Below are 19,479 nucleotides of genomic sequence, written 5' to 3'. Positions count from 1 at the left end.
CAATATGCACTTCTTTGCGCTTGCATAACATACTTAAGATATTTGCAATATCCTTTTTCAACTCGCCATATATAATTTTTCTTCTATATTTCGGTGCAAAAACTATATGGTACTTACAATTCCACTTTGTGTGTGCTAAACTATTATTGTCCATTTGGACTACCTCCTTTGATTTATAAAACGGTTGGCGAACCTATTTTTATTATATCATTGGAGGTTTTTTACACAACGCTAAAGCTATTCCAACCACCCGCAGAGCAGGTGGTTTATTTGTTCTCCAAAGTTCCGTTTTTCGGATCAACGAAAAACTCCTCAATGGAGAACAGGGCCATGCCCTAACAAAAAAATATGGCGATATCACTGATCTGATATCACCATATTGCTCGTTAATATATCTATCATTGTAATGGCACCTTCAAAGCTGCCCAGTTTTTCTCTCTGCAGGCCATATACCTCCCCTTGCCAGGTAGAATGCCTCCTGCTGATAACTATAACATCAAAGGTTGCTATGACACCTTTTTGATTTAAAATCTCATCAATATCCTTTTCACTGCCGGGATTCATTGAGAAAAAAGATCTTGAATGCTCCTTTTGAAAACTTCTTTTTTCCTGAAATGCCTGGGGATAACCTGCTTCATCAAAGATCTTATCTACTTCAATTAAAAGGCTGGAAAGATCCTGAAACTTAATTTCATCTTTTGATAACCTTGTATAAGCCCTTCCCTGAAAATAAATATCTTTCTTTTCATCTATACATATTCTAAGAGCATTCATCAAGTAATAAGGCTGTATATTTTCCACAAATGCTCCTCCTATTCGTTACTTATATCTCCAAAACTAATTTCTTCCAAACTGCTTCTTAAGTTAAATTTCTTCCATTTAGCAGAATTATAAAAGTTGTCTTCGATCCTCTTCAATACCATCTTACCGGATTCATATGTACACGTAGGTAACAGCACAACATATTGTGACCCGCTGTATCTGGCTGCAACATCTCCTGCCCGGAGACATCCAAATGCATCTTTCACATGATCCATAGCCCGTTTCAGCATTGACAGATATGTTTCTGTCCCCTTTTCTATGTACTGGGGAGGGTTTATGGTTATCAGCGCTACATGGACAGCCATTCCGAATCGCTGCGCCTGCCTTGCCTGCAGCCGGTATATTTCACGGAATATCCCATACTTACACAGAAATACACCCTGGGGTTTTGCCGCTTCGCACAAATCCTCCTGAATTCTCTTAATATCCAGTTCCTGACTGTTCATTTCGTTTAACAGCGACTGATAGATTTCTTCCAGCTGACTGGAAGGTTTGACACCCAGATTTTCATACAGATGCTCTACGGCTCTTGTATAATATTCCTGTGCAATCTTCTCTTTGTGCTGTCCAATCAATGACTTAATCAGCAGATAATACAGATATTCATCCAGCGAATCCATAGAAATTGCTTTACTGCAGACATTTTCCATTTCTTCAAAATTTCCGGCTTCTTCATATAGTTCCGCCAGGCTCTTCACGGCTGATAAAAACATTGAATGATAATAGGCTGATAAAGAAATAACCCAGTGTTCCGATGAAATCTTAGGTAAGTACATACCGGCATAAAGATCTACTGCACGGCGGTACTGAACAATCTGGCCTTCTATATCATCTTTCAGATTTTTGGCATTTTTACAGCAGGTTTCAAATTCTTCACAATCCACCTTTACCGTAACATCCGGATTCCAGTAATAAGCTCCACGCCCTGTCAGAATATATTCGGAACTTCCCAGTAACTTCTTCATAATGTTTCTAAGACGATACATCAGGTTTTTTAATGCCCCTACCTGATTATCCGTTTCGTCCTCATTCCATAGAAGATCACCCAGTTCCTGCACCTGAATCATTCTGTTTCTGTTGTTTAAAAAGTATGTCAAAAGCCTCGTCACCATGACAGAACGAATGTTATCGTCATTTAATATATTCTTTCCATCTGTTACATGAAAATCGCCAAACATCTTCACCTGTAATTTGTTCAATTTATTCTCCATATTAGCCATAAGACATTATTCCTGTCATTCTGATTATTTTATGCCAATACCCCATATCATCAGAACAGCGATATGGGATATCGATTATTTTTCTAATCTTATCATAGCACTAATATTCATATGATGCAATGCTTCGTGGCTCATTATACTGCTATCTTTAATAAATCTTAATAATTTAATTCCTTTATTTACGTCTTCTGGAAACAACTGTCTTAATTCCAAAAGCTGCCGCTGCTGCTGCCAGAATTCCAAGAATGATATATATAACCGTATAATCATTTTTGATCTCCGGAGCTGCTGAAAGCGGTACATCCTCGTCTTCTATGCTGATCGTTTCCTGTTCAAAATCCGTCTCAGGGGAATCCGCCAGCGGAACCTGCTCATCCGGGATGTCTACCGTATTCTCATTTGCAGCTGGCTGATTATTTTCATCCGGTGCTGCCTGTTGGTTGTTTTCACCATTATTAGGAGTATTATTTGCGTTGTTATCCACTGTATTATTTGGTGTGGTATTATTTGGTGTGGTATTATTTGGTGTGGTATTTGGCGGTGTAGTTGCCGGAGTATTATTTGCTGCAGGAGTTGTTGGCGCAGCAGGTGTATTATTATCCGGATTGTTATTTGGTGCTTCCGTCGCCGGTGGATTTGTCTGAGGCTCCGTCTGCTGTACATCGGATTGATTGGATGTATAAATAAACTGAATCTCAGAATTTTTATCTGACAAAACCACAGATTTTGACTTTTGGTCTGCCGTGTAGCCGCTGATCAGCAATGCTGTTTCTGTTATTTTATTTCCATTCTCACCCACAGTAACCTTAGTGGTTGCAAGCTGATTTCCATTTGTGTCTACATATTTAACTGCGTATTCTACTCCACTTACTACCGGAATATATTTAGCGACATAGATTTTTTTCCCGGTTACCGGTGTTCCGGCTTCCTGGGGTTCCTCGCTCCATTCTTTAAAGACATATCCTGTTTCAGGGATGGCATAGGGACTATTTGGGAATCCCTCACCATATGGGATATTATAAACGACTTTCTTTCCATCACCCTCACTTAAGGTTCCGTGAGAACCCCCTCGAAAAACAACCTCATAGTTTTTTGCTGCTTCTGCAGAAAGTACCGGCACTGCCAAAAATATCATAAGAAAGCACATTATCAACATACTTATTTTTTTCATTTATGACTCCTCTCCTTTCTGATTCTTTTTCCGTCTGCCTGCAGCTATAAATATCATTACGCATACACAGGCACCCATCGTCCCTGCAAGCAGAAAAATCGGCGTATCATCGCCAGTTTTTACTTTATTTGTTGTTTGATTTGTACCGCTGCCGCCATTGGAATTCCCATTGCTGCTGTTATTATTGTTATTATTATTTGAATTACCCGGATTTTTATTTGTGGTCGGCTCTGTCTGGTCGGCAGAATCATCATGTGCCACACGGAACGTAAATTGGATGACACCCTCTGTTTCCTGGTAGCTGTTATCCATGGAGTCCCCATCCACATAGACTTCCATATCTATATCCGTTGATTCCCCTTTTCCAAGGCTTTCTAACAGGAAATTCTCACCCATATAACCTTCCCCAAAGCTTTCCAGCCCGCCGATTTTTCCTTTATAGAACTGTTCCCCGTCTTTTTTCAGGGTAATTTCAAATACCGCCCCGCCTGCTCCCATTTCACGAAGCACCTGAGCACTCATGTAAAATTTCATCTGTTCATAGTCATCATTTGTCAGCGTAATTTTCTGAGTTCTCGTCTCCCCGGGCATCATATTTTTAAAATTATCAAACAGATCATTGCTTCCGTTTAAAAATACAAATTCTTTGGCATCACCATCAAAAGTAACATTTGTATCACTGTCAGCGAATACCACCATATTCATTTGTAAAAGCAATGTCAGTATAATGAAAAAACTAAATATTTTCTTTTTCATATTTTCACCCACCGCATATTGCAGAACCGCCTGCAATACTGCCACTATAAAACATGTTGAAAGAATCATGATGTGGCATCCTTTCTGCTTTAAATTTTTCTTTCAACACTTACCTCCTGTTAATATTCGCTTCTATTCTTCCTCTACTTCCTGCAGAACTCCGTTTTCATCAATTTTAACTTCTAATCCCCATTCTGACAGCATGGCATCTGCTGCCCCGATTACCTGGATCGCATCTGCCTCCACATCAAAAGCGATGGAAAGTCCGGTATATAAATTTTGTTCTTTGCTTGGGATGTTGGCAATTTGGATAAAATCCATTATCTTCGATGTAGACTCTTTTTCATTCAGGGGTTTGCGGTAGTAAAAGTACATTTCTTCACCATTTTCATCGTCAGCCTGAATAATCCAGTCATCCTTTTGATTCGTTATAATTGAAATGTAATTTGCGTCAGCTTCCGGATTTTTCTCACCGCTGCGGTCTTCCCAGCTCTTATGCAGCGTTACTCTTAAGTACAAAGGGTTATCTTTAATGTTATCTACATAAATGGCCTCCGGAATTTTATCTCCAGGCATTCCTGTAATACTCTTGATATCGCCTTCCTTTATTTCTTTTCCGCCATTTGCCGTTTCTTCCATAAGCTGTATTCCAATATTTCCGGCACTGATTTTATTTTTAGAAGTTGTTTCTGCCTGAAAGGATGCCATTGTCCCGCTTATCAAAGTCGCCGCTAAAAGCACAGCCGCCGCGCCGATTATCATGAAATTTTTCTTTTTCATAGCTATTTTCCTTCCTTGTATATACTGGTACTGCGTTGCATAAATAGCTGTGATACAGCACCCGCTATCCACAGTTATTTATGCAATGCAGTACTTGCATTTAATGATACTGATGCACTTTATAATTAGATTATAATGGATTTTTGTCACACTTTAGTCACACGGAATCATTTTCATAAAATATATTGTATTTACATCTGAGCATTGCTATAATAAGCATTATTACAGCAAACTGAGAGGGAGGTATTTCTATGTATCCCTGCAAACTTCATAAATATGCCTTTCTGATGATACTGCTTTTATTCAGTATCTTTTTATCAGCCTGCGGCAATTCAGACGATCGGGAGCACGTTGTCTCCAAGGGTTCCTCCGGGTCTGGTATCAGTTCCACGGGTTCCCGCCCGAATACGCCAAAGGTTCTGACTCCAAAAGCTGCCGGAACAACGGTACAGACTGATGCGTACGCTTCCATTGATACATCCAGCCTGTCAGAAGGCTATTTTATGGTAAAGTACCTGGGCAATGCATCCAAAGTGAAGCTGCGGGTGAAAGCTTCCGATAATTCTACTAATGACTATAATATTAAAAACACCGGAAACTATGAGGTTTTCCCCCTGTCCCAGGGAAACGGGAGCTATGAAATTATGGTTTGTGAACAGCTGGCCAATGATAAATACGCTATCGTAAGCTCTTTATCCGCAGATGTAACATTAACAAATGAATTCGGTCCCTTTCTGTATCCGAACCAATATGTCAATTTTACAGCTGATTCCCGGTCCGTAAAAAAGGCAGCTGAACTCGTAAAGGGAGCTTCAACAGATCTGGATGCCATTACCTCTGTATACAATTTTACCATCGATAACATTACTTATGATACGGATAAGGCAGAAAGCGTACAGTTTGATTACATTCCCAATGTGGATGATACTCTGACAACCAAAAAAGGAATCTGCTTTGACTACGCTTCTCTTATGGGATGTATGCTGCGTTCCCAGGGCATTCCCACCAAAATTGAAACCGGATATTCCGGTGAAGTTGTCCATGCCTGGATCAGTGTCTATACAAAGGAGGAGGGCTGGATTGATGACATTATTCAATTCGACGGCAAAAGCTGGTCACTCATGGATCCAACCTTCGCAGCCAGTGGCAAAAACAGCAAGAAAATCCAAAAATACATTGGAGACGCAAAGAACTATACCACTAAACATACCTATTAATAGATATTTAAATTTGCGTTTTGAAAGGAGTTCTTATGGCAAAACAAGCCAACAAACCATTATCCAATACTGAAATATCCTTTTTCTGTAATCAAATGGCAATGATTCTCCAGTCGGGTATTTCTTCTATTGAAGGCATCTCTATCATGCTGGAAGATAACGTCAGTCCGGATGGAAAGATTGTTTTGGAATCTATTTATCACACGCTAGAAGAAACAGGGAACTTCCATGCTGCGGTATCAGACTGCGGAGTATTTCCTAAATATTTTACAGATATGGTTGAAATCGGCGAACAATCAGGCCGGCTTGACGATGTCATGTCCTCTTTAGCCCAATATTATGAGCGGGAGGAGAATATCGCTAAAGGAATTAAAGGTGCTATTACATATCCCTGCATTATGATCGGGCTTCTGTTATTTATAGTAGTGATCCTCATTGTGAAAGTACTGCCTGTCTTTAATCAGGTTTACATTGAGCTGGGCAGCCAGCTGACGGGATTTTCCAAAAGCCTGCTGAACCTTGGAAACATGCTCAGCCATTATGCAGTGCCCGTAATTATCGTTTTCGCAGCTTTTACGGCTTTCTTATTTTTCAATGGTTCTAAGATACGTTTTTCCAAAACTCTTCAGCATAAGATAGCCCAGGGTCGATTTGCCAGCGGAATGTTTCTTACACTGAGCAGCGGTCTGGACATCGAGCAGAGTCTTACCATGACCTCTAAGCTGGTTGATAACCAGGATTTACAGGAAAAGATTAAAAAGTGTCAGACTTCCATGGAAGAAGGCGAAAGCTTTTCACATGCAGTAACCAGTTCCGAACTTTTCCAGGGGGTATATGCCCGCATGATCGCAGTGGGATTTAAAACCGGCAACGTAGACGAAGTTATGAAGAAAGTAGCTGATCAGTATGAAGAAGAAGTCGACAATCGGATCGAAAGATTGATCTCTATCCTGGAACCTTCCCTGGTAGTTGCACTATCTATAATTGTGGGTGTTATTCTGCTCTCTGTTATGCTTCCGCTTATGGGTATTATGTCCAGTATCGGACCGCTTTAGGAGGTATTTCTATGAACCGTTTTCACCAGTTACCTTTTCATCGAAGAATAAGAGCCGGTTTCCTGGTTTCACTCTGTACCTTCGGACTTGTTATGATTTTATTCCTATATGGAATCGGCAATATCTCTGCCACAACCGACGCTGAACAGCAGAGAACCCTTGCCGATGCCCTGAGACGGTGTGCCGTACAGAACTATGCCCTGACAGGCTCCTATCCGGATACCCTGGAAGACCTTTTGGCACACTATGCCGTCGCATATGATGATGATAAATTTATTATTCATTATGAACCTTTTGGCTCTAATATTATGCCTGACATTACCATTATTAAGAAATAGGAGGCCACCTTATGAAGAATTTCCGGTCAAAGGAACACTTTGTTGATATCGTTTTTACCCTGTCACTGTTCTGCGTATTTGCAGCTTCAGCGCTGCTTGTGGTTCTGATCGGTTCTAATGTTTATCGTTCTACTGCCGGGCAAATGGCAGAAAATAATTCTTCCCATACTGCACTCTCTTATATTTCTGAAAAAATCCGGCAGGCGGACGGTATTGGTGATATTACCATTACCAGACTGTCAGGCACCGATGCCCTGGCTCTTACAGACCAATATGACGGGCAGGACTACATAACTTATATTTATGAGGATCAAAATGAGTTAAAAGAACTATTTGCAAAAGCAGACACTTCCGTATCTGTTGAATCCGGCCAGTCCATTACAGATATCACCTCCCTTAAAATGGAAGAAGTGAGGGAAGGGCTTTATCATTTTACCGTTTCTACAGAGGAAGGGAATGGTATTGACCTCTATATCCACCCCAGAAGTGACATTAAAGACATTGAATAAGAAAGAAGGATTCCAATATGAAAAAGAACACTCCTTCCAAATCAAGTTTATTTTTAATCGAATTGATCATAGCCATACTGTTTTTTACCGTTGCAAGCGGTATCTGCATTCAGCTGTTTTCAAAATCTTTTTTGCTGAGCCAGAGTTCAAAAAATTTGAGTACATCTTCCCGACTGGTATCAAATACAGCCGAAGTACTGGAAAGCTGTAACGGTTCCCTGTCAGAAGTGCAGTCTTTGTTTCCGGAAAGTGTCACTGATGGGGATTCCATAATCTTTTATTATGATACAGCCTGGGAAAAATGCAGTGAATCAGATAGTAAGTTTACTCTCATCGCTACAGTTACCGGGGACTCCCGTAAAAAGGACGTCTCCATCTCATCATTTGAAACTGATAAACCGGAAAAACTGCTGTATTCTCTTGCAGCCCAAATAAATATTCCTCATACTCTTGAGTAATAGAAAGGCCGTTTATGATGAAAAAGAAAAAGAAACATACTTTTTTAAATATCGGAACTTCTTCCATTCTGCTTGTATTTGTGCTTTTATGCCTGGTAACATTTGCTGTTCTTTCAATCGTTAACGCCAACATGGATTATCAATTGAGCAAGAAGAATGCCGAGCATACCAGTGCCTATTATAAGGCGGACCAAAAGGCCAAGCAGATACTGTCTGAAATTGATGACATTTTATATTCCGAGTACAGATCGCAGACTTTTTCCGACCCACAATCTTATTATACCCGAATAATAAAGGTACTCTCAGACAAGGATACATATACCTTTGACCAGGATCGTCCGTCACCTGAATTACATTATGCGGTACCAATTACGGATGATCAGATGTTAAAGGTAACTCTGGAGCTTAATTTCCCAACACAGTCGGGAGAGCGCTTCTATCGCATTATAACCTGGAACAGCGAATCTGATGGCAGTTGGGCACCGGAAAGTAATGTACCTGTATTCAACGGATCTTTTGAATCTGAATTTTAGGAGGAACTTTAATGGAAATAAATGAACTATTGGAACATGCGGTAAAAGCCTTGGCATCAGACGTTTTTATTGTAGCCGGGCTTCCCCTGTCCTATAAAGTCAATGGCACTATGGTACATGATGACTCAGACAAACTTATGCCTAATGATACCGAAAATATTATAACGGAAATTTATCAACTGGCCGGAAACAGATCTATGCAGATTTTGCTGGATAAAGGCGATGACGATTTTTCATTTTCCATTACCGGCCTGTCCCGATTTCGAATCAATGCATACCGTCAGCGTGGTTCCCTGTCTGCCGTAATCAGAATTGTGCGGTTTAATCTTCCTGATCCCCAGGAATTTGGCATCGGGAATAATATACTGCGGCTTGCAGACTTTAACAAGGGTCTGGTTCTGGTTACCGGACCTGCGGGAAGCGGAAAATCAACCACTCTTGCCTGCCTGATTGATGCCATCAACTCTTCCAAAGAACGTCATATCATTACACTGGAAGATCCCCTGGAGCATTTGCACCGCCATAAAAAAAGTATAGTAAGCCAGCGGGAGATTAACACAGATACCGAAAGTTATCTGGTAGCCCTGCGTGCCGCCCTTCGCCAAAGCCCCGATGTTATTCTGCTGGGCGAAATGCGTGACTTTGAAACAATGCAGGTTGCTATGACCGCAGCTGAAACAGGTCATCTGGTATTTTCCACCCTCCATACTATAGGCGCTGTGAATACAGTGGGAAGAATTATTGATGTTTTCCCTCCAAGCCAGCAGACCCAGATTACCGTTCAATTATCCATGGCGTTACAGGCAGTAGTATCCCAGCAGCTGGTTCCCTCCGTAAGCGGAAAACTTGTCCCTGCTTTTGAAGTTTTAACATTAACTCCAGCAATCCGGAATATGATCCGAGAGAATAAAATTCCCCAGATTGACGGAACTTTATATTCTTCTTCCTCGGATACAATGTTCTCCATGGATGCCAGTCTGGTCAGCCTTTGCAAAAAGGGGCTGATTACATCCAAAACCGCCTTAGAATATGCAGTAAAACCAGATATGATGCAGCGTAAATTGTAGGCTGCTGTCCAATTGACATACCTACCTTACCTCGCTGCTACTGTACTTTTTGCTATACTGTTTGTTTTACTGTTATGCTTCTTTTACTGTACTGCTTCTTTTACTGTACTGCTTCTTTTGCTATACTGTTTCTTTTACTGTTCTGTTTCTTTTACTGTGCTGCTTCTTTTACTGTGCTGCTTCTTTTACTGTGCTGCTTCTATCACTATATTGCTTTTTTTACTTGACATTTTTCTGATAACGCTGATACTGCTTTGGCGTCATCTCTGTAAACTTCTTAAAATGATTGCAGAATGAGGCTGCGTCCTTAAACCCACAGGAATACGCAGTCTCTGTAATACTGTACTTCATCGTTTCCAGCATATTCATCGCTGTCTTCAACCGAAATTGAATTAAAAACTGCTTTGGCGCACACTGCTCTACATCCATAAAGATCTTATACAGATATGTCCGGTCAATCCCCACGTACTTTGCTATATCGCTGATTTTAATGGGATAGCCATAGTTATGACAGATATAATCCACTGCTTTCTGGAAATATTGCTGCTCATAGCTTTCCTTTGGCTCATCCGACTCCCGTACCATAAGTGCCATTACCTGATAAAACATTCCGGTAAGTTCAAACTCATCTTCTTCATGCTCCAAAAATATCTGTGCTAATTTTTGCATTCTTTCTATAAATAAATCTGTCTGCTCCGGCTGAAATGTCAGTTTATGCCCCTGAAATCCCGTTCTTTTTAAGATTCTCTTTGCCTCATAACCGTCAAAAGCAACCCAGGCATATTCCCATGGTTCCTGATCGTCCGCCCTGTACAGGGTCATTTCGTTTGGGTAAATCAGAAATACATCTCCCATCTTTAGATGCATTTTCTGACCTCCTGTTTCATAGGTCCCTTTTCCCTTCACTACCACATGCATCAGATAATGCGGGCGTAATGCCGGTCCAAAAAAATGACCGGATTCACATTTCTCCCTCCCCGCATAAAATACCGACAAGGATTTTGAATACCTGCTTTCCATAGCATCTCCTTCCTATTACTTTTCAACAAATCAACAATTTTTACGAAACAATTTGGATAGTCTGCCCATATGATTTATTATATAATAAATTACAACAGATAACAAATATTATCCACATAAAACCAGGAGGTCCTATATGATTAAAATAACATTTATGGGTGCCGGAAGCACTATATTTGCAAGAAATGTACTGGGTGACTGTATGTGCACCCCTGCTTTATGCGAAAGTGAAATCGCACTCTATGACATCGACAGACAGCGCCTTGAAGATTCTGAGATTATTTTACAGGCAATCAACAAAAACGTAAATGAAGGACGAGCTACTATTAAAACTTATTTAGGAGTGGAAAATCGAAAAGACGCCCTTCGTAATGCTAATTTTGTTGTTAATGCAATTCAGGTTGGCGGATATGATCCATGTACAATAACTGATTTTGAAATCCCTAAAAAATATGGTTTAAGACAGACTATTGCGGATACACTGGGAATCGGCGGTATTATGAGAGCTCTGCGTACCATTCCGGTTATGGCTGATTTCGCCAGAGACATGGAAGAAGTTTGCCCTGATACACTTTTCATGAATTACACCAATCCTATGGCGATGTTAACAGGATATATGCAGCGTTATACAAAAATCAAAACCGTTGGACTCTGCCACAGCGTTCAAAAATGCTCAGAGGATCTTATGAAAGCACTTGGCATGGAAGATAAACTGGATGACAGACGTGAACTCATCGCTGGTATCAACCATATGGGATGGCTTTTGGAGATCCGTGATAAAGACGGAAATGATTTATATCCGGAAATTCGTGAACGGGCTGCTAAGAAAAATGCGGAAGAAAAGCATAATGACATGGTTCGTTATGAATATATTAAAACTTTAGGATATTACTGTACAGAGTCCAGCGAGCACAACTCCGAGTACAACTCTTTCTTCATCAAATCCAAATATCCGGAAATGATTGAAGAATACAATATTCCTTTAGATGAATATCCAAGAAGATGTATCAAACAGATCGCTGAATGGGAAAGTGAAAAGGCTTCTATTTTAAAGGATGGCAAGATCACCCACGAACGTTCTCTGGAATACGCTTCTTACATCATGGAAGCTGTAGTTACGAACAAACCATATAAAATAGGCGGTAACGTATTAAATACTGGCTTAATCGATAATCTTCCTGCAGATGCCTGCGTAGAGGTCCCATGTCTGGTAGACGGAAGTGGAGTAACACCTTGCCATGTCGGACGCCTGCCGGTTCAGTTAGCCGCTATGAATATGACCAATATTAATCCTCAGCTTCTGACCATCGAAGCAGCCGTTACAAAAGACCGTAGCCACATTTATCAGGCAGCCATGATGGATCCACATACCGGTGCTGAACTTAATATTACTGACATCAAAAAGATGTGTGATGAATTAATCGAAGCTCATGGAGATTATATGAAAGATTTTCAGTAATAATTAAAATCGGGGGCGTGCAGATTGTTGAAATAAATTCCCCCCCTTTCTTTGGCAGGGGACACCTTGAATGCATACTTCAAGAGGTCCCCTGCTTATTTCAATACTTTTTACTGACTTTATTCATCATAATGACAGATACGGCTACAGCATGAAATAAAATATACCTACATTTGTTTCTGAAACTCATCAATAGTATTGGATACTGCTGCTATTTTAATCCACCCGGATAATCTTCCCACATCCTTCTCCGATATAATCCTCTGCCGCAGATCGTCTGAAACAGTTCCTTTTATATTCAAAAATTCCACGATAGCTTCCGCCTTCCCCTGGGATAGCCCAAGCTCTATTCCCTGGGAAATCCCATCATCTACTAACATTTGCCCTAATCTTGTCATATTCATTACCCCCATAATTTCATCCATCTCTTCATTTTTCAAAAATTTCTCTGCCAATGCATAAATAACCGCTTGTATCTTTTGGGACTCTTCTGCTCTTAAACAAATCTCTTTACTGACAATCTGGAGCGCATTTTTAATCCGGTCCTTCATTGGTATTTTTCCCTGTATCAATGGAGTCAGCGCCAAGGCAACCAGTTCCTGCCTTTCTATAGGCTTTCCACATTTCTGCTTTTTCAAGAGTTTTTTTATGATCCGGTCTGCATTCTTATTCTGCATAATAATAGGGATTACCCGATAGGTATTAATGCCTTCCGTAAATTGATATTGTGGATTCTTAATCTTTCCGGAAAACAAAACGTAAGTCACAACCGGCACTTTATTCTCCTGGCTGGTTAATGCCTCATAAACCCGAAACCTTTTTAAATCCGTAATTCCTCCATTAGTTGACTGAAACTCAAAATGTTTCCAGGTTCCGTCCTCCATAATCAGATTCATATCTTCATACAGCCTTTTTATCTCCATATGTATTTCCTCTGTTGGTGCAATCATCTTCACCTTTCCTTTAATCCCCAAATAAGGGAGCAGCTCATCTGCAAAAAAACGTACCATTGTTTTCATTACTGAATCTTCAATCTGATTAGCACCGGTCTGCTTTTGCTTCACTTCCTGCATATAACCTCACTTTCTATACTCCTATGCAGAAATCTACCTATTTCAAAAACAGAGCATAGCAGAAATTGCTCCAAACTATAAGATAATGGTTTTCCTATTGACATACTATAATTGAATTTCGCTTTGAAAATAAGCGTGGGATTAAATAAGAAATTAAAACTAAGAACTTAATAATAAATATAAATACATAATTAAAAAATAGATAAATTTGTGCACTGAACCATTATCTTATTTAGATAATAGCAAACTAATGCTTTGCTGTCAATAACTATTCTGCTGCCAGCCGACAGAATCCTTGCAATCCCCCAATCTCCATCCCTCTGACTTTGGGGGATCGCAGCTAATCGTCCTTTTCTTTAAGTTGACGCAATTCCCCCGCTATATTATAATAAACATACAGTTAAATAGAGGAGGGGATTACATGGAATTACAGGTTGGTTATACCGACTCTGCCAACTACAAGTGTCTGGAAGACCTGCAGCGTGACTATGTTGATTTGTACCTGAGCTATTGTGGGATTGAGAACTGTGAAGCCGGATTTGGCTTTGGACCGCAGAAGCGTACGGAATATGTGATACATGTCATTACCAAGGGCAAAGGCTTTTTTCAAGTGGGCAAAGAAATATATCCTCTGGTAAAGGATCAGGCTTTTTTAATTATACCTGGTGTAGAATGCTATTACGAGGCTGATAAAGAAGATCCCTGGTCTTATATTTGGATAGGATTTAACGGTTTGAAATCCTATGAATGCATTGCAAATGCCGGTTTTTCAAAAGAAGAACCAACTATCTCACTAAATTGTACGGACAAGCTGATTACCTGTATTTCAAAAATGCTGGATGCACGTCAGCTTACTTACGCAAATGAACTAAAGCGGGGCAGTTTATTGATGCAGTTTATGGCTATTATAATCGAAGACTATTCCCTTCGGGATCAGGAACATATTAACTACGATTACTCGGGAGCTGTCTACGTAAAACATGCTATTAATTTCATGTCCCATAACTACTCAAAAAAGATAAAAATAAACGACCTGGCTAATTATATCGGAATTAACCGAAGCTATCTTACCAATAGTTTTAAAAAAGCAATGGGTGTCTCACCACAGGAATTCCTGGTCAGCCTTCGCATGAATAAAGCGGCTTCTCTCCTACAAAAAACTACTTTACCCATCAGTACGATTGCGATCCAGGTAGGCTATGACGACCCATTGGCTTTTTCCAAAATATTTAAACAAAAATACAGCGTCAGTCCAAAAGCTTTTCGGGAAATTCCGGAACATCTTGTAACGCTGGAGAAAAAAAATGATTACGTAAATGTACGATCATTGTAAACCGGGATAAACTTCAGATTGTAAAAGGGGGCGTTTTTATGCGTCCCCTTTTGTAATTCTCTATTATAATTTACCACCGGAGGTTGCAATACCTTCGATGAACTGTTTCTGAAATATTACATAAATAACGATCATCGGCAGACAGGCAATCAGAGACGCTGCCATCAGTTCCGGGAATTTCGTTACATACTGCCCCTGCATTTTCGCCAGCGCTGCAGACAGGGTAAGCATGTTCTTGTCTGTATTTACAATCATTGGCCACATCAGGTCTTTAAATGCAAATACTGCTGTGAAGATACCCAGTGCAACCATCGCTGACCTTGTCAGCGGAGCCATAATAAACAGGAATGTCTGTCCTATATTACAACCATCCAGTCTGGCTGCCTCTTCCAGGTCATTTGGCAGACCCATGTATCCCTGTCTTAACAGGAATGTTCCAAACGCTGTTACAAGACCCGGGAAAACCAGTGCAAAAATCGTATTCATCATACCCATTTTGCTGATCATTAAGTACTGAGGAATGATAAAAATCTGCGCCGGAATCATCATTTGGAATAACACTAATGAAAACATCAGATTTTTACCTTTAAAATTCAGTCGTCCAAAGGCATAACCTGCCATGGTTGCCGTAATTACTGCACATAAAACTCTTCCAACAATCAATAATAAGGTGTTCTTATAAAGCAGCAGGAAATTCATATTATTCCACACTGCTTTAAAAGCGTCTGTTCTCCACACCTTTGGAAAAATTACAAACGGGTCTACCTGTGTTGCCTCTGTTACCGATTTAAATGCCGTTATTATCATCCAAAGGAAAGGCACAAGCATGGTAATAGAAATTAAAATCAATATTACGTGAATCAATACTGAAACAGCTTTTTTCTTTGTTTCCATCACTTTCCCTCCTTCTAATTATAATGAACCCATTTTTTCTGCGCAATCATCTGGAATACGGTAATAATCATGATTACCACCAGGAGCAGCACAACAATTGTAGAACCATAACCGAGATTTTTCTCCGTAAATGAATAGCGGTAGAACAGATATACCAGTGACTGTGTCTTTTCCAGTGCAGGATTTGATTTATCCATAACCATGAAGATCAGGTCAAAAACCTGTAATGCGCCGATTACTCTTGTTACCAGTACAAAGAAAATGGTTGGAGAGATCAGTGGAATGGTAATGTGGAAAAACTGCTTGATTCCGGTTGCCCCGTCAATTTCTGCAGCTTCGTAATAATCATGAGGTACTTCCTGCAAACCGGATAAGAATAATACCATATTATATCCGATTATAGACCATACCCCGATAACCGCTATTGCAAATACTGCAATTTTAGGATTGGAAATCCAGTTTGTTTTTGTATGAAGCAGATTATTGATCAAACCAAAATCAGAGTTATATAACCATCTCCATACCATGGCAATCGCTGCCGGAGCCGCAACCATCGGCAGGAAGAAAATCGTTCTGTATACACTGCGCCCTTTCATCTTGCGATTTAGCAAAACAGCCAATATAAGGGCAATTGCAATTGAAAAAGGTACTTCTACAATTGCATATTTAAAGGTATTTAACAGTGCCTGCCATACCTGTCCGTCTGCAAACAGTTTTGTATAATTGGCTGCACCAACGAAAATATTACCTTTACCAAAATCACCCGTCTTGAAAAAACTCTGATAAATTGTCTGAATGATCGGGATAATATTCAAAACAATCAAACCTATCATTGTTGGTAATATAAATGCCCAGCCCCATAAAAACTCATTGCGGGCACGTGCGGTTCCTTTAGCTCCTGGTTTTGCCATATTCTCACTCCTCTTTCTATGTATTGCATTTCATCCTGAGAAAACGTGCCGGCGTCAGCTCTACCACTACGCCAGCACCACGCTCTCAGCTATATCATTATTTGTAAAAACAATTACTCTTCGGCAAGAATTGCATTCATTTCTGATGCTGCTTCTTTACAAGCATCTTCCATGCTCTTTTCACTGGTCCATGCACTCTTTAATACTTCATTTACTTTATTTTCCCAGGTAACTGTCTTTGTAGAATATGGTCTGATAACCATGTTTTCCGGTTTCATAACATCCAGGAAAGACTGGAGATTGAATTCCGGTACAGACTGTGCCCATGCATCAGAGGTTCCGTTATAAGCAGACATGGTTACACCTAACTGAGCCTGTTTTTCCTGCGCTTCTTTGGAACCTAAATATTCGATTAACTGCCATGCTTCATCTGTATGGGAACCATTTGCTGAAGCTGCCCATCCAAGACCGTTATAGATCGTTTTTCTTGTTCCGTCTGCAGCACTTGGAATAACGGCAAAACTTGCATTAGCTTTTGAATATTCATTGTCACGGTAGTACGCTACCATCCAGGAACCCTGCGGAATCATTGCAACTTTACCTGAAGTAAATAATGCTTCCGGATTTGTCTCAGACATTGTCTCCTGGCTTGGCATAGAACCATCTTTAATCATCTGTTCGATAATCTGCATACCTTTGATTGTATTTGGATCGTCATAGCCGGAAGTTTTCTTGTCATCGCTGATAACTTTACCGCCCATATCATAAATCATATTGTAATAACCATCCTGGTTATTGGAATTACGAATCGCGGTACCATACTGGCTGCCATCCTCTTTCGTGAGTTTTTTAGCAGTTTCCACAAAAGTATCCCAGGTCCAGCTGTCATCCGGATAAGCAACTCCTGCGTCATCAAACATTTTCTTATTATATACCAATGCTACGGTATCCACGTCCTTTGGCACTGCATAATACTTATCGTCATAAGTATACAGGCCCCAGATATCTTCCGGATAGTTCGCCGGGTCGATCACATCACTGCCTGAAATCTTATCTGTTAAATCTAATAACATGTCGTTGGACATATATCTGGAACTTTCGTTAGAGTGCATCCAGAATACATCCGGTAATGTTCCGCCCTGGGCACCTGCTTCTAACAGTGTCCAATACTCGTCCCAGGTTACTACCTGAAGGTTTGTCTTAATTCCGGTCTTTGTTGTGAAGTCGCCAAGAATCTCATTGATACCCGGTTCTTGGTTTGCATCCCAGATCATAACGGATAATGTATCTCCGGAAGCAGTATTCTCTGATGCTGCTTCACTGTCACCTGCTGCCTGAGTTTCACCCGCAGCCTGTGTCTCCGGTGCTTTTGTTCCTTCCGTACTTCCGGAACCACCGCCGCATGCGGTAAGGGATAAAGCCATTGCTGCTGCCATAGTTAAAGTTACTACCTTTTTCAATTTCATACTTATTTCCTCCTATAAAAATAAATATTGTCTATAGTTCCAAATTTCTCACCATTTTTCATTCGGTGTTTTCTAACTTGTCCTTATTATAACAAATATGGTAAAATGTTAAATGGTTAATCGTAGTGTTTTTATGTCAAAATGTTATTTATCCATAATTAAACCTATTTTTTATGTGCATTTTGACCACTTAAAGGGTTTCCCTTTGAAATCCACAAAAATGTGCATTTGTTTTTTGCACATTATTGCTATCTTTTATATATTTTTTTGTGCATTTTTATATTCTAGTGCCATGTATATATCACATTTTTCCATGTTTTTTATTGTATTCCATGTATATCCGACATTTTTCCATAGCATTTTTATTGAAATTCTTCTTCATTTTACACAATCGAACAATATATTTTGACAGAAACGGCGCACGTCCTGATCACTATTCTAGCCAGATTCCAAAATAAAATACTTTATCATACTGTTTTTCCTCATATTACCTGCCATAATTTCAATTTCTGATTATAAACGGGACATATTATAGAATGTGTAAGAATATATCTTTCTTCAAATCAACATAGATTGTTTACAATATACCATTGCTATTTTACCAAATTGTACTTATAATTTTTGACAATGATTTGTAACATCTGCTATACTATATTTCTTATTAAAAATACAGTTATTCTGTATGAGATACCAGAAAGGTGGGACCATTTATGGGATTCTTAAACCCTGACAATTTTTTAAACAGATTTTTCGGTAAAGTAGGTGATATTATTACTTTGAATATCTTATTTATTCTCTGCTCCATACCGCTGTTCACCATTGGAGCATCGGCTGCCGCACTCTACTACTCCTGTATGAAGATTATAAAAGGAGATGAAACCGTGGCTCGAAAAGATTTTATAAAGTCTTTTAAAGAAAACTTTAAGCAATCGACTATTGTTTGGCTGGTATTTGTCGTAATTGCCGTAATGCTGATTTTTAATATACAGTTTTTAGTTACACAGCAATCCTCCTATGGAAACATCCTCAAATATCTTTCCTACGGTATATCAGCAATTGTCGTATTTGAACTGCTTTACATTTTCCCGGTTATCGGAGCATTTGCAAACACCACAAAAAACCTGCTGAAGAATGCATTTTTATTCACTTACATGCACATTCCTTCCACATTAGTTATGGCCCTGCTATGGGTGATTCCATTAAGCCTGACATTTACGGATTTGAAACTGGCTCCATTATACTTGTTCTGTTGGTTTTTCTTTGGATTTGCTCTTTTAGCACTGATTTGTTCCTGGTTTTTTTATAGGATTTTTAAGAAATATCTTCCTGCAGAGGAAGATATAGAAACAGCCTGAATCAAAAATCTAAGAAATGAGCAATTACGATTAAAGGCTCTG

At 39.7% G+C, this 19,479-nt stretch carries 21 protein-coding genes; 10 read left to right on the top strand and 11 right to left on the bottom strand.

The window, feature by feature from the left end:
* The 6 genes from QR40_RS25680 to QR40_RS25655 form a co-directional block, all read right to left on the bottom strand.
* A partial coding sequence (locus QR40_RS25680; protein WP_044297434.1) for an IS200/IS605 family transposase occupies positions 1–154 on the bottom strand: 154 nt, incomplete at its 3' end.
* A 203-nt stretch (positions 155–357) separates the two neighbouring features.
* A complete protein-coding gene (locus QR40_RS25675; RefSeq protein WP_027295114.1) occupies positions 358–801 on the bottom strand; it encodes a hypothetical protein in 444 nt (147 codons plus the stop codon).
* An 11-nt stretch (positions 802–812) separates the two neighbouring features.
* Entirely contained in the window at positions 813–2,033 is a 1,221-nt protein-coding gene (locus QR40_RS25670; RefSeq protein WP_160295874.1) for a BTAD domain-containing putative transcriptional regulator, read from the bottom strand.
* A gap of 184 nt (positions 2,034–2,217) precedes the next feature.
* A complete protein-coding gene (locus QR40_RS31960) occupies positions 2,218–3,213 on the bottom strand; it encodes a MucBP domain-containing protein (protein WP_044297432.1) in 996 nt (331 codons plus the stop codon).
* A complete protein-coding gene (locus tag QR40_RS30330; RefSeq protein WP_052431058.1) occupies positions 3,214–4,038 on the bottom strand; it encodes a hypothetical protein in 825 nt (274 codons plus the stop codon).
* Between the two features lie 63 nt (positions 4,039–4,101).
* A complete protein-coding gene (locus tag QR40_RS25655; RefSeq protein WP_044297430.1) occupies positions 4,102–4,749 on the bottom strand; it encodes a SipW-dependent-type signal peptide-containing protein in 648 nt (215 codons plus the stop codon).
* 251 nt (positions 4,750–5,000) lie between these two features.
* Between QR40_RS25655 and QR40_RS25650 the strand changes: the two genes are divergently transcribed.
* Genes QR40_RS25650 through QR40_RS25620 form a run of 7 tightly spaced genes read left to right on the top strand, consistent with a single transcriptional unit; the run spans position 5,001 to position 9,926 of the window.
* Positions 5,001–5,966 carry a transglutaminase-like domain-containing protein gene (locus QR40_RS25650; RefSeq protein WP_052431057.1) on the top strand — a complete coding sequence of 322 codons (966 nt, stop codon included), beginning with the start codon at positions 5,001–5,003 and terminating at the stop codon, positions 5,964–5,966.
* A gap of 35 nt (positions 5,967–6,001) precedes the next feature.
* Positions 6,002–7,021 carry a type II secretion system F family protein gene (locus QR40_RS25645; RefSeq protein WP_027295119.1) on the top strand — a complete coding sequence of 340 codons (1,020 nt, stop codon included), beginning with the start codon at positions 6,002–6,004 and terminating at the stop codon, positions 7,019–7,021.
* 11 nt (positions 7,022–7,032) lie between these two features.
* On the top strand, positions 7,033–7,359 hold the full coding sequence (locus QR40_RS25640) for a CHASE3 domain-containing protein (protein WP_027295120.1): 327 nt from the start codon (positions 7,033–7,035) through the stop codon (positions 7,357–7,359).
* 11 nt (positions 7,360–7,370) lie between these two features.
* Positions 7,371–7,868, top strand: a complete 498-nt coding sequence (locus QR40_RS25635; RefSeq protein WP_044297428.1) for a DUF4860 domain-containing protein — start codon at positions 7,371–7,373, stop codon at positions 7,866–7,868.
* Between the two features lie 17 nt (positions 7,869–7,885).
* On the top strand, positions 7,886–8,326 hold the full coding sequence (locus QR40_RS25630; protein ID WP_027295122.1) for a type IV pilus modification PilV family protein: 441 nt from the start codon (positions 7,886–7,888) through the stop codon (positions 8,324–8,326).
* 14 nt (positions 8,327–8,340) lie between these two features.
* Entirely contained in the window at positions 8,341–8,859 is a 519-nt protein-coding gene (locus QR40_RS30325) for a hypothetical protein (RefSeq protein ID WP_052377887.1), read from the top strand.
* Positions 8,860–8,870: 11 nt separating this feature from the next.
* Complete coding sequence (locus tag QR40_RS25620) at positions 8,871–9,926, top strand: type IV pilus twitching motility protein PilT (protein WP_044297426.1); 1,056 nt, start codon at positions 8,871–8,873, stop codon at positions 9,924–9,926.
* A gap of 219 nt (positions 9,927–10,145) precedes the next feature.
* Here the strand turns inward: QR40_RS25620 and QR40_RS25615 are convergent, their stop codons facing one another.
* Positions 10,146–10,946 (bottom strand): AraC family transcriptional regulator, encoded by an 801-nt coding sequence (locus tag QR40_RS25615; protein ID WP_044297424.1) that lies wholly within the window; start codon positions 10,944–10,946, stop codon positions 10,146–10,148.
* Between the two features lie 136 nt (positions 10,947–11,082).
* On the opposite strand from QR40_RS25615, the gene melA reads away from it, so the two are divergent.
* The gene (melA, locus tag QR40_RS25610) at positions 11,083–12,405 is read left to right on the top strand and encodes an alpha-glucosidase/alpha-galactosidase (protein ID WP_044297422.1); all 1,323 of its coding nucleotides are present in this window, start codon (positions 11,083–11,085) and stop codon (positions 12,403–12,405) included.
* Between the two features lie 167 nt (positions 12,406–12,572).
* Here the strand turns inward: melA and QR40_RS25605 are convergent, their stop codons facing one another.
* On the bottom strand, positions 12,573–13,478 hold the full coding sequence (locus QR40_RS25605; RefSeq protein WP_044297420.1) for a hypothetical protein: 906 nt from the start codon (positions 13,476–13,478) through the stop codon (positions 12,573–12,575).
* 421 nt (positions 13,479–13,899) lie between these two features.
* Between QR40_RS25605 and QR40_RS25600 the strand changes: the two genes are divergently transcribed.
* Positions 13,900–14,811, top strand: coding sequence for an AraC family transcriptional regulator (locus tag QR40_RS25600; protein WP_044289527.1), 912 nt, complete (start codon positions 13,900–13,902; stop codon positions 14,809–14,811).
* Between the two features lie 63 nt (positions 14,812–14,874).
* Here the strand turns inward: QR40_RS25600 and QR40_RS25595 are convergent, their stop codons facing one another.
* The 3 genes from QR40_RS25595 to QR40_RS25585 form a co-directional block, all read right to left on the bottom strand.
* Positions 14,875–15,705, bottom strand: a complete 831-nt coding sequence (locus tag QR40_RS25595; RefSeq protein ID WP_027295127.1) for a carbohydrate ABC transporter permease — start codon at positions 15,703–15,705, stop codon at positions 14,875–14,877.
* A 14-nt stretch (positions 15,706–15,719) separates the two neighbouring features.
* Positions 15,720–16,616, bottom strand: coding sequence for a carbohydrate ABC transporter permease (locus QR40_RS25590; protein ID WP_027295128.1), 897 nt, complete (start codon positions 16,614–16,616; stop codon positions 15,720–15,722).
* Positions 16,617–16,729: 113 nt separating this feature from the next.
* Complete coding sequence (locus tag QR40_RS25585) at positions 16,730–18,082, bottom strand: ABC transporter substrate-binding protein (protein WP_027295129.1); 1,353 nt, start codon at positions 18,080–18,082, stop codon at positions 16,730–16,732.
* A 710-nt stretch (positions 18,083–18,792) separates the two neighbouring features.
* On the opposite strand from QR40_RS25585, the gene QR40_RS25580 reads away from it, so the two are divergent.
* Positions 18,793–19,437, top strand: a complete 645-nt coding sequence (locus tag QR40_RS25580) for a YesL family protein (RefSeq protein ID WP_027295130.1) — start codon at positions 18,793–18,795, stop codon at positions 19,435–19,437.
* Positions 19,438–19,479: the final 42 nt, after the last annotated feature.

The organism is Robinsoniella peoriensis (genome assembly GCF_000797495.1).
In the GTDB taxonomy this organism is placed as follows: domain Bacteria; phylum Bacillota; class Clostridia; order Lachnospirales; family Lachnospiraceae; genus Robinsoniella; species Robinsoniella peoriensis.
This window is presented reverse-complemented; position numbering and strand designations above follow the sequence as displayed.

Excerpts from the sequence above, each read along its gene's own strand:
- QR40_RS25670 (WP_160295874.1), bottom strand. The coding sequence starts at position 2,033 with ATGGAGAATAAATTGAACAAATTACAGGTGAAGATGTTTGGCGATTTT.
- QR40_RS31960 (WP_044297432.1), bottom strand. The coding sequence starts at position 3,213 with ATGAAAAAAATAAGTATGTTGATAATGTGCTTTCTTATGATATTTTTG.
- QR40_RS30330 (WP_052431058.1), bottom strand. The coding sequence starts at position 4,038 with ATGATTCTTTCAACATGTTTTATAGTGGCAGTATTGCAGGCGGTTCTG.
- QR40_RS25655 (WP_044297430.1), bottom strand. The coding sequence starts at position 4,749 with ATGAAAAAGAAAAATTTCATGATAATCGGCGCGGCGGCTGTGCTTTTA.
- QR40_RS25650 (WP_052431057.1), top strand. The coding sequence starts at position 5,001 with ATGTATCCCTGCAAACTTCATAAATATGCCTTTCTGATGATACTGCTT.
- QR40_RS25645 (WP_027295119.1), top strand. The coding sequence starts at position 6,002 with ATGGCAAAACAAGCCAACAAACCATTATCCAATACTGAAATATCCTTT.
- QR40_RS25640 (WP_027295120.1), top strand. The coding sequence starts at position 7,033 with ATGAACCGTTTTCACCAGTTACCTTTTCATCGAAGAATAAGAGCCGGT.
- QR40_RS25635 (WP_044297428.1), top strand. The coding sequence starts at position 7,371 with ATGAAGAATTTCCGGTCAAAGGAACACTTTGTTGATATCGTTTTTACC.
- QR40_RS25630 (WP_027295122.1), top strand. The coding sequence starts at position 7,886 with ATGAAAAAGAACACTCCTTCCAAATCAAGTTTATTTTTAATCGAATTG.
- QR40_RS30325 (WP_052377887.1), top strand. The coding sequence starts at position 8,341 with ATGATGAAAAAGAAAAAGAAACATACTTTTTTAAATATCGGAACTTCT.
- QR40_RS25620 (WP_044297426.1), top strand. The coding sequence starts at position 8,871 with ATGGAAATAAATGAACTATTGGAACATGCGGTAAAAGCCTTGGCATCA.
- QR40_RS25615 (WP_044297424.1), bottom strand. The coding sequence starts at position 10,946 with ATGGAAAGCAGGTATTCAAAATCCTTGTCGGTATTTTATGCGGGGAGG.
- melA (WP_044297422.1), top strand. The coding sequence starts at position 11,083 with ATGATTAAAATAACATTTATGGGTGCCGGAAGCACTATATTTGCAAGA.
- QR40_RS25605 (WP_044297420.1), bottom strand. The coding sequence starts at position 13,478 with ATGCAGGAAGTGAAGCAAAAGCAGACCGGTGCTAATCAGATTGAAGAT.
- QR40_RS25600 (WP_044289527.1), top strand. The coding sequence starts at position 13,900 with ATGGAATTACAGGTTGGTTATACCGACTCTGCCAACTACAAGTGTCTG.
- QR40_RS25595 (WP_027295127.1), bottom strand. The coding sequence starts at position 15,705 with ATGGAAACAAAGAAAAAAGCTGTTTCAGTATTGATTCACGTAATATTG.
- QR40_RS25590 (WP_027295128.1), bottom strand. The coding sequence starts at position 16,616 with ATGGCAAAACCAGGAGCTAAAGGAACCGCACGTGCCCGCAATGAGTTT.
- QR40_RS25585 (WP_027295129.1), bottom strand. The coding sequence starts at position 18,082 with ATGAAATTGAAAAAGGTAGTAACTTTAACTATGGCAGCAGCAATGGCT.
- QR40_RS25580 (WP_027295130.1), top strand. The coding sequence starts at position 18,793 with ATGGGATTCTTAAACCCTGACAATTTTTTAAACAGATTTTTCGGTAAA.